The 15,982-nt window shown below is 58.5% G+C and carries 17 protein-coding genes and 1 tRNA gene; 9 read left to right on the top strand and 9 right to left on the bottom strand.

All coding sequences use genetic code 11. From position 1 onward, the window contains the following. Positions 1–29 precede the first annotated feature (29 nt). The 6 genes from argS to HKX44_RS05655 all read left to right on the top strand — a co-directional run bounded on the left by argS (position 30) and on the right by HKX44_RS05655 (position 5,815). Positions 30–1,772, top strand: coding sequence for an arginine--tRNA ligase (argS, locus tag HKX44_RS05680; protein WP_276150308.1), 1,743 nt, complete (start codon positions 30–32; stop codon positions 1,770–1,772). A gap of 77 nt (positions 1,773–1,849) precedes the next feature. Continuing rightward, the gene (locus HKX44_RS05675) at positions 1,850–2,857 is read left to right on the top strand and encodes an SPOR domain-containing protein (RefSeq protein WP_276150307.1); all 1,008 of its coding nucleotides are present in this window, start codon (positions 1,850–1,852) and stop codon (positions 2,855–2,857) included. Next, positions 2,857–3,861, top strand: coding sequence for a beta-N-acetylhexosaminidase (nagZ, locus tag HKX44_RS05670; protein ID WP_276150815.1), 1,005 nt, complete (start codon positions 2,857–2,859; stop codon positions 3,859–3,861). Before HKX44_RS05675 ends, nagZ begins: the two co-directional genes overlap by 1 nt. Then, a complete protein-coding gene (locus HKX44_RS05665) occupies positions 3,854–4,648 on the top strand; it encodes a ScpA family protein (protein WP_276150306.1) in 795 nt (264 codons plus the stop codon). The genes nagZ and HKX44_RS05665 overlap by 8 nt, the downstream gene beginning before the upstream one ends. Further along, on the top strand, positions 4,632–5,300 hold the full coding sequence (gene scpB / locus HKX44_RS05660) for an SMC-Scp complex subunit ScpB (RefSeq protein ID WP_276150305.1): 669 nt from the start codon (positions 4,632–4,634) through the stop codon (positions 5,298–5,300). The genes HKX44_RS05665 and scpB overlap by 17 nt, the downstream gene beginning before the upstream one ends. A gap of 257 nt (positions 5,301–5,557) precedes the next feature. Next, complete coding sequence (locus HKX44_RS05655) at positions 5,558–5,815, top strand: hypothetical protein (protein WP_276150304.1); 258 nt, start codon at positions 5,558–5,560, stop codon at positions 5,813–5,815. A 79-nt stretch (positions 5,816–5,894) separates the two neighbouring features. On the opposite strand, the gene HKX44_RS05650 is transcribed toward HKX44_RS05655, so the two are convergent. From HKX44_RS05650 to HKX44_RS05615, 8 genes are all read right to left on the bottom strand, one after another. Beyond that, on the bottom strand, positions 5,895–6,968 hold the full coding sequence (locus HKX44_RS05650) for a 2'-deoxycytidine 5'-triphosphate deaminase (protein ID WP_276150814.1): 1,074 nt from the start codon (positions 6,966–6,968) through the stop codon (positions 5,895–5,897). Positions 6,969–7,050: 82 nt separating this feature from the next. Then, a tRNA-Pro gene (locus HKX44_RS05645) sits at positions 7,051–7,127 on the bottom strand. Positions 7,128–7,193: 66 nt separating this feature from the next. Then, positions 7,194–8,420: a MerR family transcriptional regulator gene (locus HKX44_RS05640; protein WP_276150303.1), complete on the bottom strand. Its 1,227-nt coding sequence runs from the start codon at positions 8,418–8,420 to the stop codon at positions 7,194–7,196. 4 nt (positions 8,421–8,424) lie between these two features. Then, positions 8,425–8,727, bottom strand: a complete 303-nt coding sequence (gene ihfA, locus HKX44_RS05635) for an integration host factor subunit alpha (RefSeq protein WP_025044961.1) — start codon at positions 8,725–8,727, stop codon at positions 8,425–8,427. A gap of 88 nt (positions 8,728–8,815) precedes the next feature. Next, on the bottom strand, positions 8,816–9,787 hold the full coding sequence (locus tag HKX44_RS05630) for a beta-ketoacyl-ACP synthase III (RefSeq protein WP_276150302.1): 972 nt from the start codon (positions 9,785–9,787) through the stop codon (positions 8,816–8,818). Then, entirely contained in the window at positions 9,784–10,905 is a 1,122-nt protein-coding gene (plsX, locus tag HKX44_RS05625) for a phosphate acyltransferase PlsX (protein ID WP_276150301.1), read from the bottom strand. The genes HKX44_RS05630 and plsX overlap by 4 nt, the downstream gene beginning before the upstream one ends. Positions 10,906–10,948: 43 nt before the next feature. After that, entirely contained in the window at positions 10,949–11,155 is a 207-nt protein-coding gene (gene rpmF, locus HKX44_RS05620) for a 50S ribosomal protein L32 (protein WP_025044958.1), read from the bottom strand. A gap of 217 nt (positions 11,156–11,372) precedes the next feature. Beyond that, positions 11,373–11,924 (bottom strand): DUF177 domain-containing protein, encoded by a 552-nt coding sequence (locus HKX44_RS05615; RefSeq protein WP_276150300.1) that lies wholly within the window; start codon positions 11,922–11,924, stop codon positions 11,373–11,375. A gap of 91 nt (positions 11,925–12,015) precedes the next feature. On the opposite strand from HKX44_RS05615, the gene bamE reads away from it, so the two are divergent. The 3 genes from bamE to HKX44_RS05600 all read left to right on the top strand — a co-directional run bounded on the left by bamE (position 12,016) and on the right by HKX44_RS05600 (position 15,145). Further along, positions 12,016–12,480, top strand: coding sequence for an outer membrane protein assembly factor BamE (gene bamE / locus HKX44_RS05610; protein ID WP_276150299.1), 465 nt, complete (start codon positions 12,016–12,018; stop codon positions 12,478–12,480). Between the two features lie 59 nt (positions 12,481–12,539). After that, a complete protein-coding gene (locus HKX44_RS05605) occupies positions 12,540–13,268 on the top strand; it encodes a GNAT family N-acetyltransferase (protein WP_276150298.1) in 729 nt (242 codons plus the stop codon). A gap of 65 nt (positions 13,269–13,333) precedes the next feature. After that, positions 13,334–15,145, top strand: a complete 1,812-nt coding sequence (locus HKX44_RS05600) for an ABC-F family ATP-binding cassette domain-containing protein (RefSeq protein WP_276150297.1) — start codon at positions 13,334–13,336, stop codon at positions 15,143–15,145. Here HKX44_RS05600 and HKX44_RS05595 read toward each other — a convergent pair. Continuing rightward, a complete protein-coding gene (locus HKX44_RS05595; protein ID WP_276150296.1) occupies positions 15,142–15,966 on the bottom strand; it encodes a GNAT family N-acetyltransferase in 825 nt (274 codons plus the stop codon). The genes HKX44_RS05600 and HKX44_RS05595 overlap by 4 nt on opposite strands. Positions 15,967–15,982 lie beyond the last annotated feature (16 nt).

The following is a 15,982-nucleotide window of genomic DNA, read 5'->3' as shown; positions in this document are numbered from 1 at the left end:
TAGAGACAAAAGCGAATAAGGAACTGACTATGAATCTCTTTGCCGAAATCCGCGATCTTATCACCTCGACGCTGGACCAGATGGTCTCTGCTGGCACATTGCCCGAGGGTTTGAACTTTGACCCCATCACTGCTGAGCCACCGCGCGACCCGGCGCATGGCGATATGGCGACCAACGCCGCGATGGTTCTGGCCAAGCCGGCAGGGATGAAACCGCGTGATATTGCCGAAGTATTGGCGGCCAAACTCGCCGAAGATCCGCGCGTCACATCAGCCGAGATTGCCGGCCCGGGATTCCTGAACCTGCGGCTTGCACCTTCCGTCTGGCAGGAGATTGCCAAGACAGTTCTGAGCGAAGGGACGGCATTTGGCCGGGGCACCTTGGGGCAGGGCAAAAAGGTTAACGTGGAATATGTTTCGGCGAACCCTACAGGGCCTTTGCATGTGGGGCACACCCGGGGCGCGGTATTCGGTGATGCGCTGGCGTCTTTGTTGGATTTTGCCGGTTATGATGTGACGCGTGAATACTATATCAACGACGGCGGCGCACAGGTCGATGTTCTCGCGCGTTCCGTCTATCTGCGCTATCAGGAGGCCCATGGCCAAGAGGTGGCATTCCCCGATGGTACATATCCCGGCGATTATCTGATTGCGGTCGGTGAGGCGCTGAAAGACAAGGTCGGCGATGCCTATCTGGATAAAGGCGAGCAGTTCTGGATCAGCGATATCCGGGAATTTGCGACTGAAAAGATGATGGAGCTTATTCGGAGCGATCTCAAAGCCTTGGGCGTCGAGATGGATGTGTTTTATTCTGAAAAATCGCTCTATGGCACCGGCCGGATCGAGGCCGCCTTGCAGGATCTCAAGGACAAGGGGCTGATCTATGAAGGTGTGCTTGAACCACCTAAAGGCAAGAAGCCAGAGGATTGGGAACCACGCGAGCAGACCCTGTTCAAATCGACCGATCATGGTGATGACGTCGACCGCCCGGTGATGAAATCGGACGGCGGATGGACCTATTTCGCGCCCGACATCGCCTATCATTACGACAAGGTGCAGCGTGGGTTTGATCAGCTGATTGACGTTTTCGGGGCTGACCACGGCGGCTATGTTAAGCGGATGAAGGCGGCTGTCTCTGCACTCTCCGGTGGCACTGTGCCTTTGGACATCAAACTGACCCAGCTGGTGAAACTGTTCAAAAACGGTGAACCCTTCAAGATGTCCAAGCGGGCAGGGACATTTGTCACCCTGCGCGATGTAGTGGATCAGGTCGGGCCGGATGTGACGCGTTTTGTGATGCTGACGCGCAAGAACGACGCGATGTTGGATTTTGATTTCGACAAGGTGCTTGAGCAAAGCCGCGAAAACCCGGTTTTCTATGTGCAATACGCGCATGCGCGGGTGGCGTCGGTGTTGCGCAAGGCGGCAGAGGCGGGGATCGCGGCGGATGATGCCACCCTGGCGGGTGCCGACCTAAGCCTGTTGGATCACGACAGCGAGCTGGGCGTTTTGCGCAAGCTCGGAGAATGGCCGCGTCTTGTGGAAACTGCTGCGCGGACAAATGAACCGCACCGGGTGGCCTTTTATCTTTATGAACTGGCCGCTGATCTGCATGGACATTGGAACAAAGGCAACGAGGTGCCTTCCTTGCGCTTCATTCAGGATGACGCGGCAACAGCGCAGGCAAAAATTGCCCTGGCGCGGGCCACGGCGATTGTAATTGCGGCAGGTCTTGGTATTCTTGGTGTCACACCGGCAGAAGAAATGCGCTAAGACAGTTCTCGCCGACTTACAGGTAACCCCCAGACCAGACCCATCGGGCAATGTATCCGCTGGGCGATGAGGCACAGATGGCAGATTTCACGTCTTCCCCCATGGCGGGGGGGAACTATCAGGATTCAACTTCAAGCTATGCATTAAATAAGTCGGCGAACAGCCTGACAACCCTGACAAATGTGGCCGGGGCCGTAATGTCCTTTGCGCTGGTGATTGGCATTGGTGTCTGGGGTTACAAGCTATTGGTGCGGGATGTTAGTGGTATTCCGGTAGTGCGCGCGGCCAGCGGTGACATGCGCATTCGCCCAGCTGAACCGGGCGGTGACAAGGCCAGCCATCAGGGGCTTTCAGTGAATGCTGTGGCGGCAATTGGAACCGCGGCAAAACCTGCTGACCGGCTGATACTGGCACCCGAACCGATTGATCTGACCGTCGAAGATCAGGTGATGCCGGCCTCGATGGTGACAAGTTCGCCACAGCAACCCACAGTTGCCAGCCTTCCCGAAGGGGCTGCTGTTCTGGACGCAACAGAGGTGGCCGCTGCCCTTGAAAGCGGCGATGTCGGCGATCTGGTGGCGCAGTTGACCGCGGGCGTGGCCCCACTGGGCACCGCAGGCGAAACCACCCAAGAAACACTGGCCTCGGTAAACACCTCCATTGTTGAAGAAGTCAAAGCCGCTGAAGAGCGCGTTGCCGCCCTTGTGAATGCGCCGGGCCTGCGCCAGTCGGCACGCCCCAAGAAACGCCCCGCTGTGCGTGCGGTTGTGACCCCGGCGGCGGTTGCGTCGACGCGCGGCAGTGTCGCGGAAGTAAGCGCGGCCAGCCTGCCGGCAGGCACCCGTCTGGTTCAGCTTGGTGCCTTTGACAGCCCCGAAGTGGCGCGGGAACAATGGGACCAGCTAAGCCGTCGCTTTGATGTCTATCTGTCGGGCAAAACCCGCATTGTTCAAAAGGCCACAAGCGGCGGGCGGGTGTTCTACCGTCTGCGGGCGATGGGGTTCGATGATATCGCGGATGCGCGCCGGTTCTGCTCTGCTCTGGTGGCCGGAAACGCTGATTGTATTCCGGTCGTCACGCGCTGATGCCCTATGGTGCGACGATTATCGACGCGGAGGGTCTGCGCCTGAGCGCCGAGGAAAAGGCGTTGTTCCGCGCGGCGGATCCTTTCGGATTCATTCTGTTCGCCCGCAATATTGATACGCCAGATCAGGTGCGGGCGCTTTGTGATGAGATGCGCGAGGCCGTCGGTCGTGAGGCGATCATCACAATTGATCAGGAAGGCGGGCGTGTGCAGCGGATGCGCGCGCCGCATTGGCGCGAATGGGCTCCGCCGCTCGATCTGGTGGTACAGGCCGGACCACAGGCCGCGCGGGCAATGTATCTGATGTATCGGTTGATTGCAGACGAGCTGCGCAGTGTCGGGATCGACAGCAATTGCGCTCCGATGGTGGATGTCGCAGGGGATTTGACCCATTCGTTCCTGCGCAACCGGTGTTATGGGGAAGATCCGGCGCAGGTTACCGCTCTGGGGCGTGTGGTGGGGGATGCAATGCTGGCAGGGGGTGTCTTGCCGGTGGTGAAACACATGCCGGGCCATGGCCGCGCAACAATGGACAGCCATTTTGATTTGCCAACCGTGACGGCCGCTGCTGAGGACCTGAAGGCGGTTGATTTTGCGCCATTTAAGGCGCTGAACCATCTGCCGATGGGGATGACAGCCCATCTGGTCTATGAGGCGCTTGATGACCGCCCCGCAACCCTGTCGTCGACAATGATGCAGGTAATCCGCGAGGAGATCGGGTTTGATAACCTGATCATGACGGATGATATTTCGATGAAGGCCTTGGCTGGCACTCCGGCACAGAATGCCGTGGCTGCGATTGATGCCGGCTGTGATGTGGTTCTTTATTGCAACGCGTCTTTGTCAGACCGCCGCGCGGTAACCGAGGCTGTCGGGCACATGACACCTGCGGCCCAGACCCGCGCGGAACGGGCGCTTGCCATGCGCACGAAACCTGACACCGTTGACATTCCTGCCCTTGAGCGCGAATTTAGAGCGCTGTCGGGCGGGGCTCTACATGGCTGAAACTCTCTTTCAGGAAGACAAGGTATCGGTTGCCGAACGGATGGCCGCCGAGGCGCTAATTGTCGATGTCGATGGCTTTGAGGGGCCGCTTGACCTGTTGCTGACGCTGAGCCGGACGCAAAAGGTCGACCTGCGCAAAATATCCGTGCTGCAACTGGCCCGGCAATATCTGGCCTTTGTTGAAAAGGCCAAGGCGCTGCGGCTCGAACTGGCTGCGGATTATCTGGTGATGGCGGCTTGGCTGGCGTTTTTGAAATCCCGCTTGCTGCTGCCCCCCGATCCCACCGAAGAGGGGCCTTCCGGCGAGGAACTGGCGGCGCATCTGGCCTTTCAGCTGGAGCGGTTGCAGGCAATGCGTGATGCGGCAGCGCGGTTAATGGCGCGCGACCGGCTGGGGCGCGATTTCTTTGCGCGTGGCCAGACCAGCGAAGTCGAACAGGTGCGCAAGGTGACCTATACGGCGACATTGCTGGACCTGATGCAAGGCTATGCACGGATCAGGACCAAAGACGAGTTCCGCCCCTTTGTGATGGACCGTGACGCGGTTTTTACCATGGAACAAGCGCTGGAGCGTATGCGCGGCCTGATCGGCTATGCAGGGGATTGGGGGGATTTGTTAAGTTATCTGCCCGAGGGGTGGGAAAGTGATCCGGTCAAACGCCGTTCAGCCACCGCCGCGACATTTGCCGCCTCCTTGGAACTGGTCAAAGAAGGCCATCTGGAAATACGTCAAAGCGAAGTTTTCGCGCCGATCCAGTTGCGAAAAAGGGATGAACCACGTGGCTGAAGAGATTGAAACACAAGAAGAAAGCCTGTTTGAAGCCCCCCCGATGGCAGAGCAGGAGCGGATGATCGAGGCGGTGCTTTTCGCCACAACCGAGCCAATCAGCCTGCGTGAATTGGGCGCGCGGATGCCACATGGCTGCGATCCCGCAGAGGCGATGATGCGCCTGCGGAAGCGCTATGAGGGGCGCGGTGTGCAAGTGGTGCGTGTCGGCGATGGATTTGCCATGCGTACGGCGGCTGATCTGGGGTTCCTTATGCAGCAGGAAACCGTTGAGGTCCGCAAGCTGAGCCGGGCAGCAATCGAAACTTTGGCGATCATCGCCTATCATCAGCCGGTGACCCGCGCCGAGATTGAGGAAATCCGTGGCGTATCCGTGTCCCGTGGCACCGTGGACCAACTGCTTGAGATGGAATGGATTCGCTTTGGACGCCGCAAAATGACGCCGGGACGGCCGGTGACCTTTGTGGTGACACAGGGGTTTCTGGACCATTTCGGGCTGGAAAACGCGCGCGATCTGCCGGGCCTCAAGGAATTGCGTTCTGCCGGGTTGCTGGAAAGCCGCGCACCTTTGGGCGACCTGCCGCTGATGAGCGGAGAGGCCGAGCAGGAAGAAGAGGCGACGCAGGGCCAATCAGAGCTTTTCGAGGATTAACTTTATTCTGGGTGTCCGGTCTTTAACCTGAAGCATTTCGTATCCCCGATGTCCCGAGAACGCTTAGCGTGGCAGGGTATTGGGGATTGATGTTAAAGTTCAGGCGCTAAAACGTGTTGAAACCTTTGATTTCCGCAAGGGTTGTAGGAACCGTGTTACGTCGTACGTGCGATTTTCACGCGGGTTTCGGCTAACAGGCCTGAAAATCGCCGCAATCCCTGTTATATAGGGAGGTGAGGCAAAACGAGGAACAGTTCATGAACCAGATCATCAATATGATTATCCGTCAGGTGACGAACCAGTTGATCCGCCGTGGTGTCAACGCGGGTTTCGACAAGGCAAGCCAGATGGGACAACGCCGCAAGGGCCAGTCTTTGCCGCCGGATATGTTGGATGACTATGGCAATCCGATCCCGCCAAAGCCAACGCAGGAAGAGCGGCGGCAAGCCCGTCACGCCCGCCAACAGGCCCGTCAGGCGAAACAGGCGATGAAAGTGATGCGGCGGGTAAAATAGCGCCGGCGACGTCACAACATCCTCTGACAGGGTTCCTCTGTGCCTAGATTTAAGAATCGTCTGGTGAGGGGGAGCTGGATCAGGCCTTGAAGTGTTTTGACAGCTTGAGGCCCTGACCCTGATAATTGGACGCCAGTGCAGCCCCATAGAGCTGTGTAGGTGGCTCGCACATGCGTTCATAGACCAGACGGCCCACGACCTGCCCGTGTTCCAGCACAAACGGGGCCTCGTGACAGCGCACCTCAAGCACCCCGCGTGATCCGGCACCACCGGCATCGCCATGGCCAAAGCCAGGGTCGAAAAAACCGGCGTAATGCACGCGGAATTCGCCAACCATGGCCAGATAGGGGGCCATTTCAGCGGCGTAATCCGGTGGGATGGTCACGGCCTCACGGCTGACAAGGATGTAAAACGCACCGGGATCAAGGATGATCTGCCCGTTGCCGGTGTGAACTTCCTCCCAATATTCTGCCGGATCGTAATGGCCGATCTTGTCCAGATCAATCACCCCGGTGTGCGGCTTGGCACGGTAACCGACCAGCGTTGTGTCAGGCAGTTTCAGATCAACAGAAAACCCCAACCCCTCGTCAATCACCGCTGCGCCATCGACCAAAGGTGTGACATTGTGCAAGGCGCGCAGGGCGTCGTCCTGCAAGACCGCATCGCCGCGTCCGAATCTGATCTGGTTCAGGCGCATTCCGGGCCGTACCAGCACAGAAAACGAGCGCGGGCAGATTTCGGCGTAAAGCGGGCCGCAATACCCCGGCGCAATTCGGTCAAACTCGGTGCCGCCATCGGTGATGGTGCGCGTCAAAAGGTCAAGCCGTCCGGTCGAGCTTTTGGCATTGGCGACTGCAGAGAGATCGGCGGGCAAATCCAGCCGTTCCATCAGCGGCACAACATAAACACAGCCCTTTTCCAGCACAGCCCCGTCATTCAGGTCGACGCGGTGCATCTCAAATTCCGCAAGGCGGTCGGTCACTTTGGCATTGTGCCCGGCCAGAAACGACGCCCGCACGCGGTAGGCCACATCGCCCAAACGCAGATCCAGGCTGGCCGGCTGGATCTGTTCTGGAATGACCGCAGGACGGGCAGTGATTTCGCCAGTGTCGATCATTGTCTGGATCAATTGATTGGGGATCACACCCTGCATGACGTCTTTCATTCGAGGGCCTCTTCTGGAAAGTCAAACGCCCGCACACCCAAAGGGCTGCGAGCGTTTGATGTATGTCGGTTGGTCGGGCTAGCAGGACTCGAACCTGCGACCTTCCGTCCCCCAGACGGACGCGCTACCAGGCTGCGCCATAGCCCGACATGAGGGCGTTCATACCTGAACTTTGCAGGCGTGCAAGAGGGAAGTCGCAGGAAGTGCATCGGTTTAGTCGTTTGATACGGGGGACGCACCTGTTTGCGTGGCACCGGACCGCGTGGCCGCCATGGAATCGCGCAGGATCGTCAGTTTATCCAGCAGCGGCGCAAGCTTGCGGGCCTGCGCTTTGGTGATCTGCTTGTGCCGGTATGCGGCGCTCAGGATCGCGGGATGTGCAGTGATCTGATGTTCCGGTGTCAAGGCGGGCAGGTCAACCACGCGCGGCTTTGGTGCGGCTGGCGAGGCAGGCTCTGGTGCGGGGTCGGCGGGCAGGGCGCTCGCTTGGGCATCCTGTGCCGCGTCGGTGTCCGGTGTTTGGGGATGCGTTTCAACAGGGGTCGGTTCCGCTTCATCCAGCGATGTATCGACAGTGGTTTCCTGTACCTCGCTCTCGGTCTCTACCTTAGGCTCGTCAGCGACCAAAGGTATTTTCTCGAAATCGGGTTCCGGGCGCGGTGCTGGTGCGGGGTCAACAATCGTGATGTGTTCGTTCACCGGTGGTGCCGGTTCAACCGCGGCTTCCTGAGCTACCTCTGGTGCCTCTTCGGCCCGCGGCGTGTTGCCTGTGGGTTCCGGAACCTCGGCAGGGGCTGATGGGAGGGACGCTGTTTCGGATTCTGTCTTTTCGGCTACGGGCTTTTCGGCTAGGGGCGCTTCAGGTGCGGGAGCATCAGATTGTTGCGCGCTATCAGCGATGGCCTTGGCCGTCTCGCCGACCTGATCCGCTTGCGCGTCGGCCTTGGCATCCGGTGCCACCTCTGCGGCGTCTACAGTTGGCTCTTGAGGCTCTGGCGCGGCACCCTTTACCACATCCTCGGTGGGCTGCTGCTCAGCGGTGTCATCGGCTTGCGCCGGTTTCTTGTCAAAGCTCAACACAACGCCGGTTTCTTCCTGCGGCGCTTCGGGGGCTTCGATAAAGGGTGTCGGTGGTGTTTCGTCAATCAGGGATTGGGTCAGCTCGTCCAGCGGCTGGGACAGGCTCGCAACATGTGACATGCCTTCTTCGCGCAGAATTTTCTGCACGCCTTTGATGGTCAACCCATCCTCATGCAGCAACTGCCGGATGCCGCCCAGCAACAGCATGTCATTCGGGCGGTAATAGCGTCGCCCGCCAGCCCGTTTTACTGGGCGGACCTGTGTGAACTTGCTTTCCCAAAAGCGCAACACATGGGCCTGAATGCCCAGCCAGTCGGCAACTTCGGAGATGGTGCGAAAAGCGTCCGCAGACTTGGGCATGGGATCAGGACTTGTTGCCGTCCGCGACCCGGTCTTTCATCAGGTGCGAAGGACGGAAAGTCAGCACACGGCGCGGGTTGATCGGTACTTCTTCGCCGGTTTTGGGATTGCGGCCCACGCGGGCGGTCTTGTCACGGACAGAAAAAGTGCCAAAAGACGAAATCTTGACCTGATCACCGCTGACCAGCGCGTCGGACATATGATCCAGAACAGATTCGACCAGCTGCGCGCTTTCGTTGCGCGACAGACCCACTTCGCGAAAGACAGCTTCACTCAGGTCCATGCGCGTCAAGGTTTTATTCGTCATTCAACTTCCCCCGGGTTTTTCCCACCATAACGGCGGGCAAATTTAAGAGTCAATATCAATGACTTGGGCAGGCGTCTTTAAGAACGGCTTACCAGCGCAAGACAACCGCCCCCCAGGCCAGCCCGCCACCGATTGCCTCGGTTACAATCAAATCGTTCGGTTTGATCTGTCCACGCGCCCGCCCAACCGACAGGGCCAGAGGGATCGAGGCCGCAGAGGTATTGCCATGATCCTGCACCGTCACCACAACATTTTCCATCGGCAGGTCAAGTTTCTTGGCGGTGCCCTGAATGATGCGGATGTTGGCCTGATGCGGCACGATCCAATCGACGTCTGATGCGGTGACCCCTGCGCGTTCCATTGCCGTTGTGGCGGTGGCGGCCAGTTTGGCCACAGCGTGGCGGAACACCTGATTGCCTTGCATACGCAGATAGCCGGTGGTGCCGGTGCTGACCCCGCCGTCGACATAAAGCAATTCGCGGTGGCGACCGTCGGAATTCAGGTCAGTGGCAAGGATTCCGCGATCTGACGCGTCCCCGTTGCCATCTTGCGCCTCAAGCAACAGCGCACCGGCACCATCGCCAAACAGCACACAGGTGCTGCGGTCGGTCCAATCCATGATCTTGCTGAATGTCTCGGAGCCAATCACCAGCACACGTTTGGCCTGACCCGACGCAATCAGCGCATTGGCATTGCTAAGGGCGAAAACAAATCCAGCACAAACCGCTTGCACATCAAAGGCATACCCCTGTGTCATGCCCAGCTGGTCCTGTACCATGGTGGCCGCGGACGGGAAGGTGAAATCGGCGGTCGAGGTGGCCAGCACAATGGCGTCGACGTCATCCGGTTGCAGGCCGGCGTCCTCCAGTGCCGCCTTGGCGGCGGCAGTGGCCATGGTTGAGGTCGTCTCGCCTTCAGAGGCGAAATGCCGCCGTTCGATGCCCGAACGCGAGCGGATCCATTGGTCATCGGTGTCGAGCGTCGCTTCGAATTCAGCATTCTCGACCACACGGGTGGGCAGGTAGTGCCCACAACCGACAACAACAGCACGGGTGGTCATTCTGGGGACTCCTCGACCGGTAGGGTGGCAGCAATGCGTGCGGCCAATCTTTCGTTGAATTGGTTCTGGGCCAATTGCGCGGCCAGTTTGATCGCAGCCGAGACACCCGTTGCATCTGCGGAGCCGTGGGACTTGACGACTGTGCCGTTCAACCCCAAAAACACACCGCCATTTACGCGGCGGGGATCGATCTTGACGCTCAGCCGCCGCAAGGACGTATAGGCCAGAAGCGAGGCCAGCTTGGACAAAACTGAATATTTGAACGCTTCGCGCAGGCGCAGCCCGACAAGCTTGGCTGTGCCTTCGCCGGTCTTGATCGCCACATTGCCGGTGAAACCGTCAGTTACGATCACGTCGACCTTATCGCCGGAGATATCGCCGCCTTCGACAAAGCCGACAAAATCATAGCCGACTTCCATTTCTTGGGCGCGAATCAGATCATAAGCTTCTTTGAGTTCGGCGCGGCCTTTGTGTTCTTCGGTGCCCACATTCAGCAGACCCACACGTGGCTTTTTCAGGTCCATGCCGTTGCGGGCATAAGACGCGCCCATCAAGGCGAAACGCAAAAGATCTTCGGCGTCGGCGCGGATATCTGCGCCGACATCCAGCATCACGTTAAAGCCGTTCTTATTGGCAGACGGGTATAGCACCGCAATGGCAGGCCGGTTGACGCCGGGCAGCTTGCGCAGCCGGATCGTTGAAATCGCCATCAGGGCACCGGTATTGCCACAGGAAACCGCAACAGCGGATTCGCCCGAGCGGACAGATTCGACCGTCGCCCACATCGAGGTGTCCTTGCCGGTGCGCACCACATGACTGGGTTTGTCATCCATGCTGACCACACCGCTGGCATGGCGGATGTCACAACGTCCGCCCAGATGGGGGTCGCGTTGCACCAACGGGGCAAGCTGGGCCTCATCCCCGTGCAGGATAAAGGCAATATCCGGATTGATCTTGGCAGACAAAGAACACCCGGCAACAACAGCTGCCGGGCCTTCATCACCCCCCATGGCATCCACGGAAATCAGGGTGCGCCCTTGGGACAGGTTCCCGTTTGACTGGGCCTGATCCACCTGGGCAGGGTCCGTCGCGTCAGTATGATCGGTCGGTGCCGTCATGGATGCGCGTACCCCTTATGATCTGAACAAACGATGGCCCAGCTTAGGCTGCGTCGTCTTCCAGGTCGACTTCTTCTGTCAGTACGACGATTTCTTTTTCGTCATAGTGACCGCAAGATGCACAAACGTGGTGCGGGCGCTTCAGCTCGCCACAGTTGGAGCATTCATCTGGGTTCGCTGCGGTAAGCGAATCATGCGCACGACGGTTGTTGCGGCGCGACTTGGAAACTTTATTCTGCTGGACAGCCATGACTGGTGCCTTTGTCATTCGGGGGGCCGGGCCACATTTGCGCAGACCAAGCCCCGTGTTTCTATTTACCCCGGATCGGGCGTGTCGCCGCTTTAGGCAAAGCGGCGGGTGATGTCCAACCTTAATTAGGAAAGGTCGGGCCTAATTGGAGTGAGAGCGGCAAAATACTGCGAAAACGATCAGGCGCAAGGGGGATTCGCCGCTGCGCCGCTTCTTGTCAGTGGCCGCCCTTTTCCAGTTTGCTCTTTAGATCGGCCAATCCGGCAAACGGACGGGCATCTTCGTCGGTCATCGGGGCTTCGCCGGGCTTGGTATAAACCATCTGGCCCAGTTCGGCGTTGTCTTTACGGGGATAATCTGGTGCCGCCAGCGCCAGTGCCTCAAGCATAACGATACCGGGGTCGATCCAGCTGCCCAAAGGTTCGCAGGTGTCATCCTCCGGCATTTCGACTTCGGGTTCGTCAGGATAGGCGAATGTGCTGATGAAATGACGGGTTACGTCCACATCAATCCGGGTGGTGACCGGTTCGAGGGTGACCACACAGGGCTGCACAACCGTGGCCCCCAGACGCGCGGTCAGCGTCCAGTCGGTGCCAGCAAGGGGCGCAATACGCCCGTTGAACGAAAGTTTACGCAGAGAGCTAAAACCAAGTTCTGCGCCAATTTCCTTCAATTCCTCGCCCTCGGGGCGCAGTTCAAAGGTGTTTTCGACGGTTTGGGACAGCTCTGATACGCGTATCGCTGTTTCGCTGGGAGGAAGTTGCGCCATATCTGGTCTACTTTCGTTTCTTGAACACAAGGTGCAGCATGGTGTATGCGGAATAAAAGCCGGAAGTTCCATGGCCAAGAGGGCAGACATTATGCGTATCACTCGCCGAACGGGCCGTCACGCCCTACATGCAACGGTTTTTGCCTTGGCGTTTGGGGGTGCCGGATGTGCGCCCCAGTTTAACAACTATGGTTACGTGCCACCTGAAGAAGATCTTGCCCAGATTGCCGTAGGCAGTGACACCCGCGAAACGGTGGCCGAGAAGGTTGGTGTGCCGGCCTCGTCCGGGGTGTTGAATGAATCGGGGTATTACTACGTGCGGATGCGCACCCGCACGATTGGGCCCTTGGCACCACAGGAGATTGACCGGCAGGTTGTCGCGATCAGTTTTAGCGATGCCGGTATTGTTCAGAATGTCGAACGCTTTGGATTGGAGCGCGGGCAGGTTGTGCCGCTGTCGCGTCGAGTCACGTCCTCGGCTGTCAGTGACAACAGCTTCCTGCGGCAACTGCTGGGTAATATCGGACGGTTTAACCCGACAAGTTTCGGGAGCTAGCGCTGCATGAACAGCTGCTTCTTGTTTCGCATCAACGCGTTGCAAGGCGCAGTTAAGGTATGATTGAGCCGTTGATCAAAGGCAGGTTGCGGGCCCGCCCTGCAATTGATGATGCCGATAGGGCTGCGGCCTGTGCGCTGCGGCAGGCATGTTTCGGGGCAGAAACAATTGCCGGCGCGGATGTCTTTGATACGCGAAGTACCCAGATTCTTGTCGAAGATACTGCAAGTGACACATTGGTTTCTTGTTTTCGTTTGCTGTCCTTGGAAAGGGGCAGCCTGACCCAAAGTTATGCGGCGCAGTTTTACGAGTTGTCCGCGCTGGCAGCTTTTGGCGGGCGGATGCTGGAATTGGGGCGGTTTTGTGTGGCCCCCGGGTGTCATGATCCTGATGTGGTGCGCATTGTCTGGGCGGCAATCACCGAAGTTGTGGATCGGTTGCAGGTGGACATGCTGTTTGGGTGTACGTCGTTCCAGGGGGTAGACCCCGATATCTATCTTGACGCTTTTGCCTTGCTGCGGGCCCGCCATGTGGCGCCAGCAAGCTGGTCACCCGCGCGCAAGGCCGCTCATGTCTATGAATATGCTGAGAAAGCCAAATTCAAACCGAATTTGACCAAAGCCTGGCGTGTGATGCCGCCTTTGCTGCGTAGCTATTTGGCGATGGGTGGGCGGGTTAGTGATCATGCCGTTGTCGATTATGAGATGAACACCTTACATGTGTTTACCGGGCTGGAAGTCGCGGCGATTCCGGCGCAGCGCAAGCGTTTGTTGCGGGCGTTGGTTTGAGTTTATTGGCAAGATGAAGGTCAGGGCGCGTTGACCTTTGCAAGGTGCGGGTTTAGCAGCATGCCATGGCACGCGCTCCTCTTTTACAACTCAACGACATCTCGCTCACCTTTGGGGGTGATCCGGTGTTTGAAGGCCTTTCGTTGGTCGTACAGGCCGGCGATCGAGTGGCGCTGGTCGGGCGTAACGGGTCGGGTAAATCCACGCTGATGAAGGTGATGGCCGGTCTGGTCGAAGCCGATAGCGGGGATGTGATTGCCGGGCCAGGTGTCTCTGTCGGTTACATGGAACAGGATCCGGATCTGAGTGGCTATGAAACGCTGGGTGATTTTGCGTCGGCAACGCTTGAACTGTCGGAGATGTACAAGGTTGAACGCGCCGGTGAAGGATTGAAATTTGATCCCGCACGTCCGGTCGCGACGGCCAGCGGTGGCGAAAGACGCCGGGCGGCCTTGGCGCGGCTGATGGCGGAAGAGCCGGAGTTGATGTTGTTGGACGAGCCGACAAACCATCTGGATATTGAAGCGATCCGCTGGCTGGAAGACGAGTTGAAGGGCACGCGCACCGCCTTTGTTATCATCAGTCACGACCGTGCATTTTTACGTGAATTAACGCGTGCAACCCTCTGGATTGACAGGGGTTCTGTGAAACGACAGGAAAAAGGTTTCGCCGCATTCGAAGCCTGGCGAGATCAGGTCTGGGAAGAAGAGGACACCCAGCGGCACAAGTTGAATCGCAAAATCAAGGCGGAAGCGCGGTGGGCTGTTGAGGGCATTTCCGCGCGGCGCAAACGCAATCAGGGCCGTGTGCGAGCGTTACAGGATTTACGTGCGGAGCGGGCGTCGCAGATTAACCGGCAGGGCGCTGCGGCAATGGCGCTTGAGGCCGGGCCAAAGTCGGGCCGCAAGGTGATCGAAGCGGTAGGTATCGCCAAGAAATTTGGTGAAAAGACCATTCTGCGGGATTTTTCATTGAAGGTGCAGCGCGGTGATCGCATTGCCCTCGTCGGGCCGAATGGGGTGGGCAAAACAACGCTGTTGAACATGTTGATTGGCAAGGAATTGCCAGATCAGGGCACGGTGACCTTGGGCACGAATCTGGCGCTGGCGCTGTTTGATCAGGCGCGTGCCCAGCTGGATGGTGACATGACCCTTTGGGAATCACTGACCGGCGATCCAGAGATGCGGGTTTCGGGCAAGGCGGATCAGGTTCTGGTGCGCGGCAACCCAAAGCACGTTGTTGGCTACCTTAAGGAATTCCTGTTTGACGAGGGGCAGGCGCGCGCGCCGGTGCGTTCGCTTTCAGGGGGCGAAAAGGCCCGTTTGTTACTGGCCAAAATCATGGCCCGTGAAAGTAACCTGCTGGTGTTGGACGAACCGACAAACGATCTGGACGTGGAAACGCTGGATTTGTTGCAGGAGCTTTTGGGGCAATATGACGGCACGGTGATTCTGGTCAGTCACGATCGCGACTTTCTCGATCGGGTTGCCGCCACCACAATCGCCATGGAAGGTGACGGGCGCGCTACGGTCTATGCCGGTGGGTGGACTGACTATCTTGCCCAACGGGGGCAGGATGATTTCGAAACCAGCGTTACCGAGACTAAACGGCCGGTCGTGGCCAAGGCGGAGCCGAAGAAGGCCGCGAAAAAGGGGCTGAGCTTTACCGAAAAGCACCGGCTCAAGGCTTTGCCCGCCGAGATTGCACGGTTGGAAGCCGAGATTTCCAAGGTCGAAGGCTTGCTTGCCGATCCCGAATTGTTCACCCGTGAACCGGTTAAGTTTAAGAAAGCAACGCAAGCCCTTGTAGAACGTCAGGAAAAGCTGGCCTCTTTCGAAGAGGAATGGTTGGATCTGGAAGACCGCGCCGCAGGCTAGTGCCCCGTGAAGGGATGCCAGTAAAGATGTGTGCCACCGGTTTTTTGACGAGTTGCACCGCTGCGCAGTTTAAACCGGTTCAGCTCTGGCGTGTCCTTACGCAGCATACCTAGGTCCATTTGCAGGAAACCGCGATTTGCAAAGTACCGCATCGCCCGCCACAACAGCAGGTTATGCGCGCCCCTTTTTTTGCCATCATCGCTGATATGGCCAAGATGGTATGTGACGCAGGTCCCGTGGCTCAAGAACAGCATGTGCGCCACTGAGTGCCCTTTGTGAAGCGCCCGAAACACATGCGTCTGACTTTGGGCTGCTTTGGCAAACCCGGCGGTCAGCGGGGCGGGCCAGTTGGCATATCCGCGACTGCGCGATTGTATCATTTCTTGACGCAGAACGGCGGTATCGGGATCTGCAGGCAAAGGGCGGCGGTTGACTTTTAAATCTTGTTCTTCGCTGCGTTTCAATTGGTTGCGCCATTTACCATGTAGTCTGGCGCGTCGGTTTTTATGGCTGGTGCGCAAGTCAAGAACCGCCAAGTCGACAGGCGCGCGCAGGCGCATGGCACGCGGTAGCGGGCAGGGCACTTGGGGCGATAGGATCAGGGGGGTGCGGTGCAAGGCGAGGGTGCGCAACTGGTCTGCCAGATCGTCAGGTGGTGTCGCACGGGGCAGCATGGTTAGGGTGATACCTGCGATGCGTCGGCGCAGCAGCAACTGCCCGTTGGGCAGGATCACCGGCTCTTGCCCGCAAAGTTGCAAAGCCCTTGCAAAGGCGGGGTCTTGCATCAGGGGCGTGACAGGGGGGCGGGCTTCATCGAACATAATGCCGATGAAGCCC

Origin of the sequence: Sulfitobacter sp. M05 (genome assembly GCF_029285175.1) — a bacterium.
GTDB lineage: Bacteria > Pseudomonadota > Alphaproteobacteria > Rhodobacterales > Rhodobacteraceae > Sulfitobacter.
The sequence above is the reverse complement of the archived record's forward strand: the minus strand, read 5'-3'. Positions and strand labels throughout refer to the sequence as shown.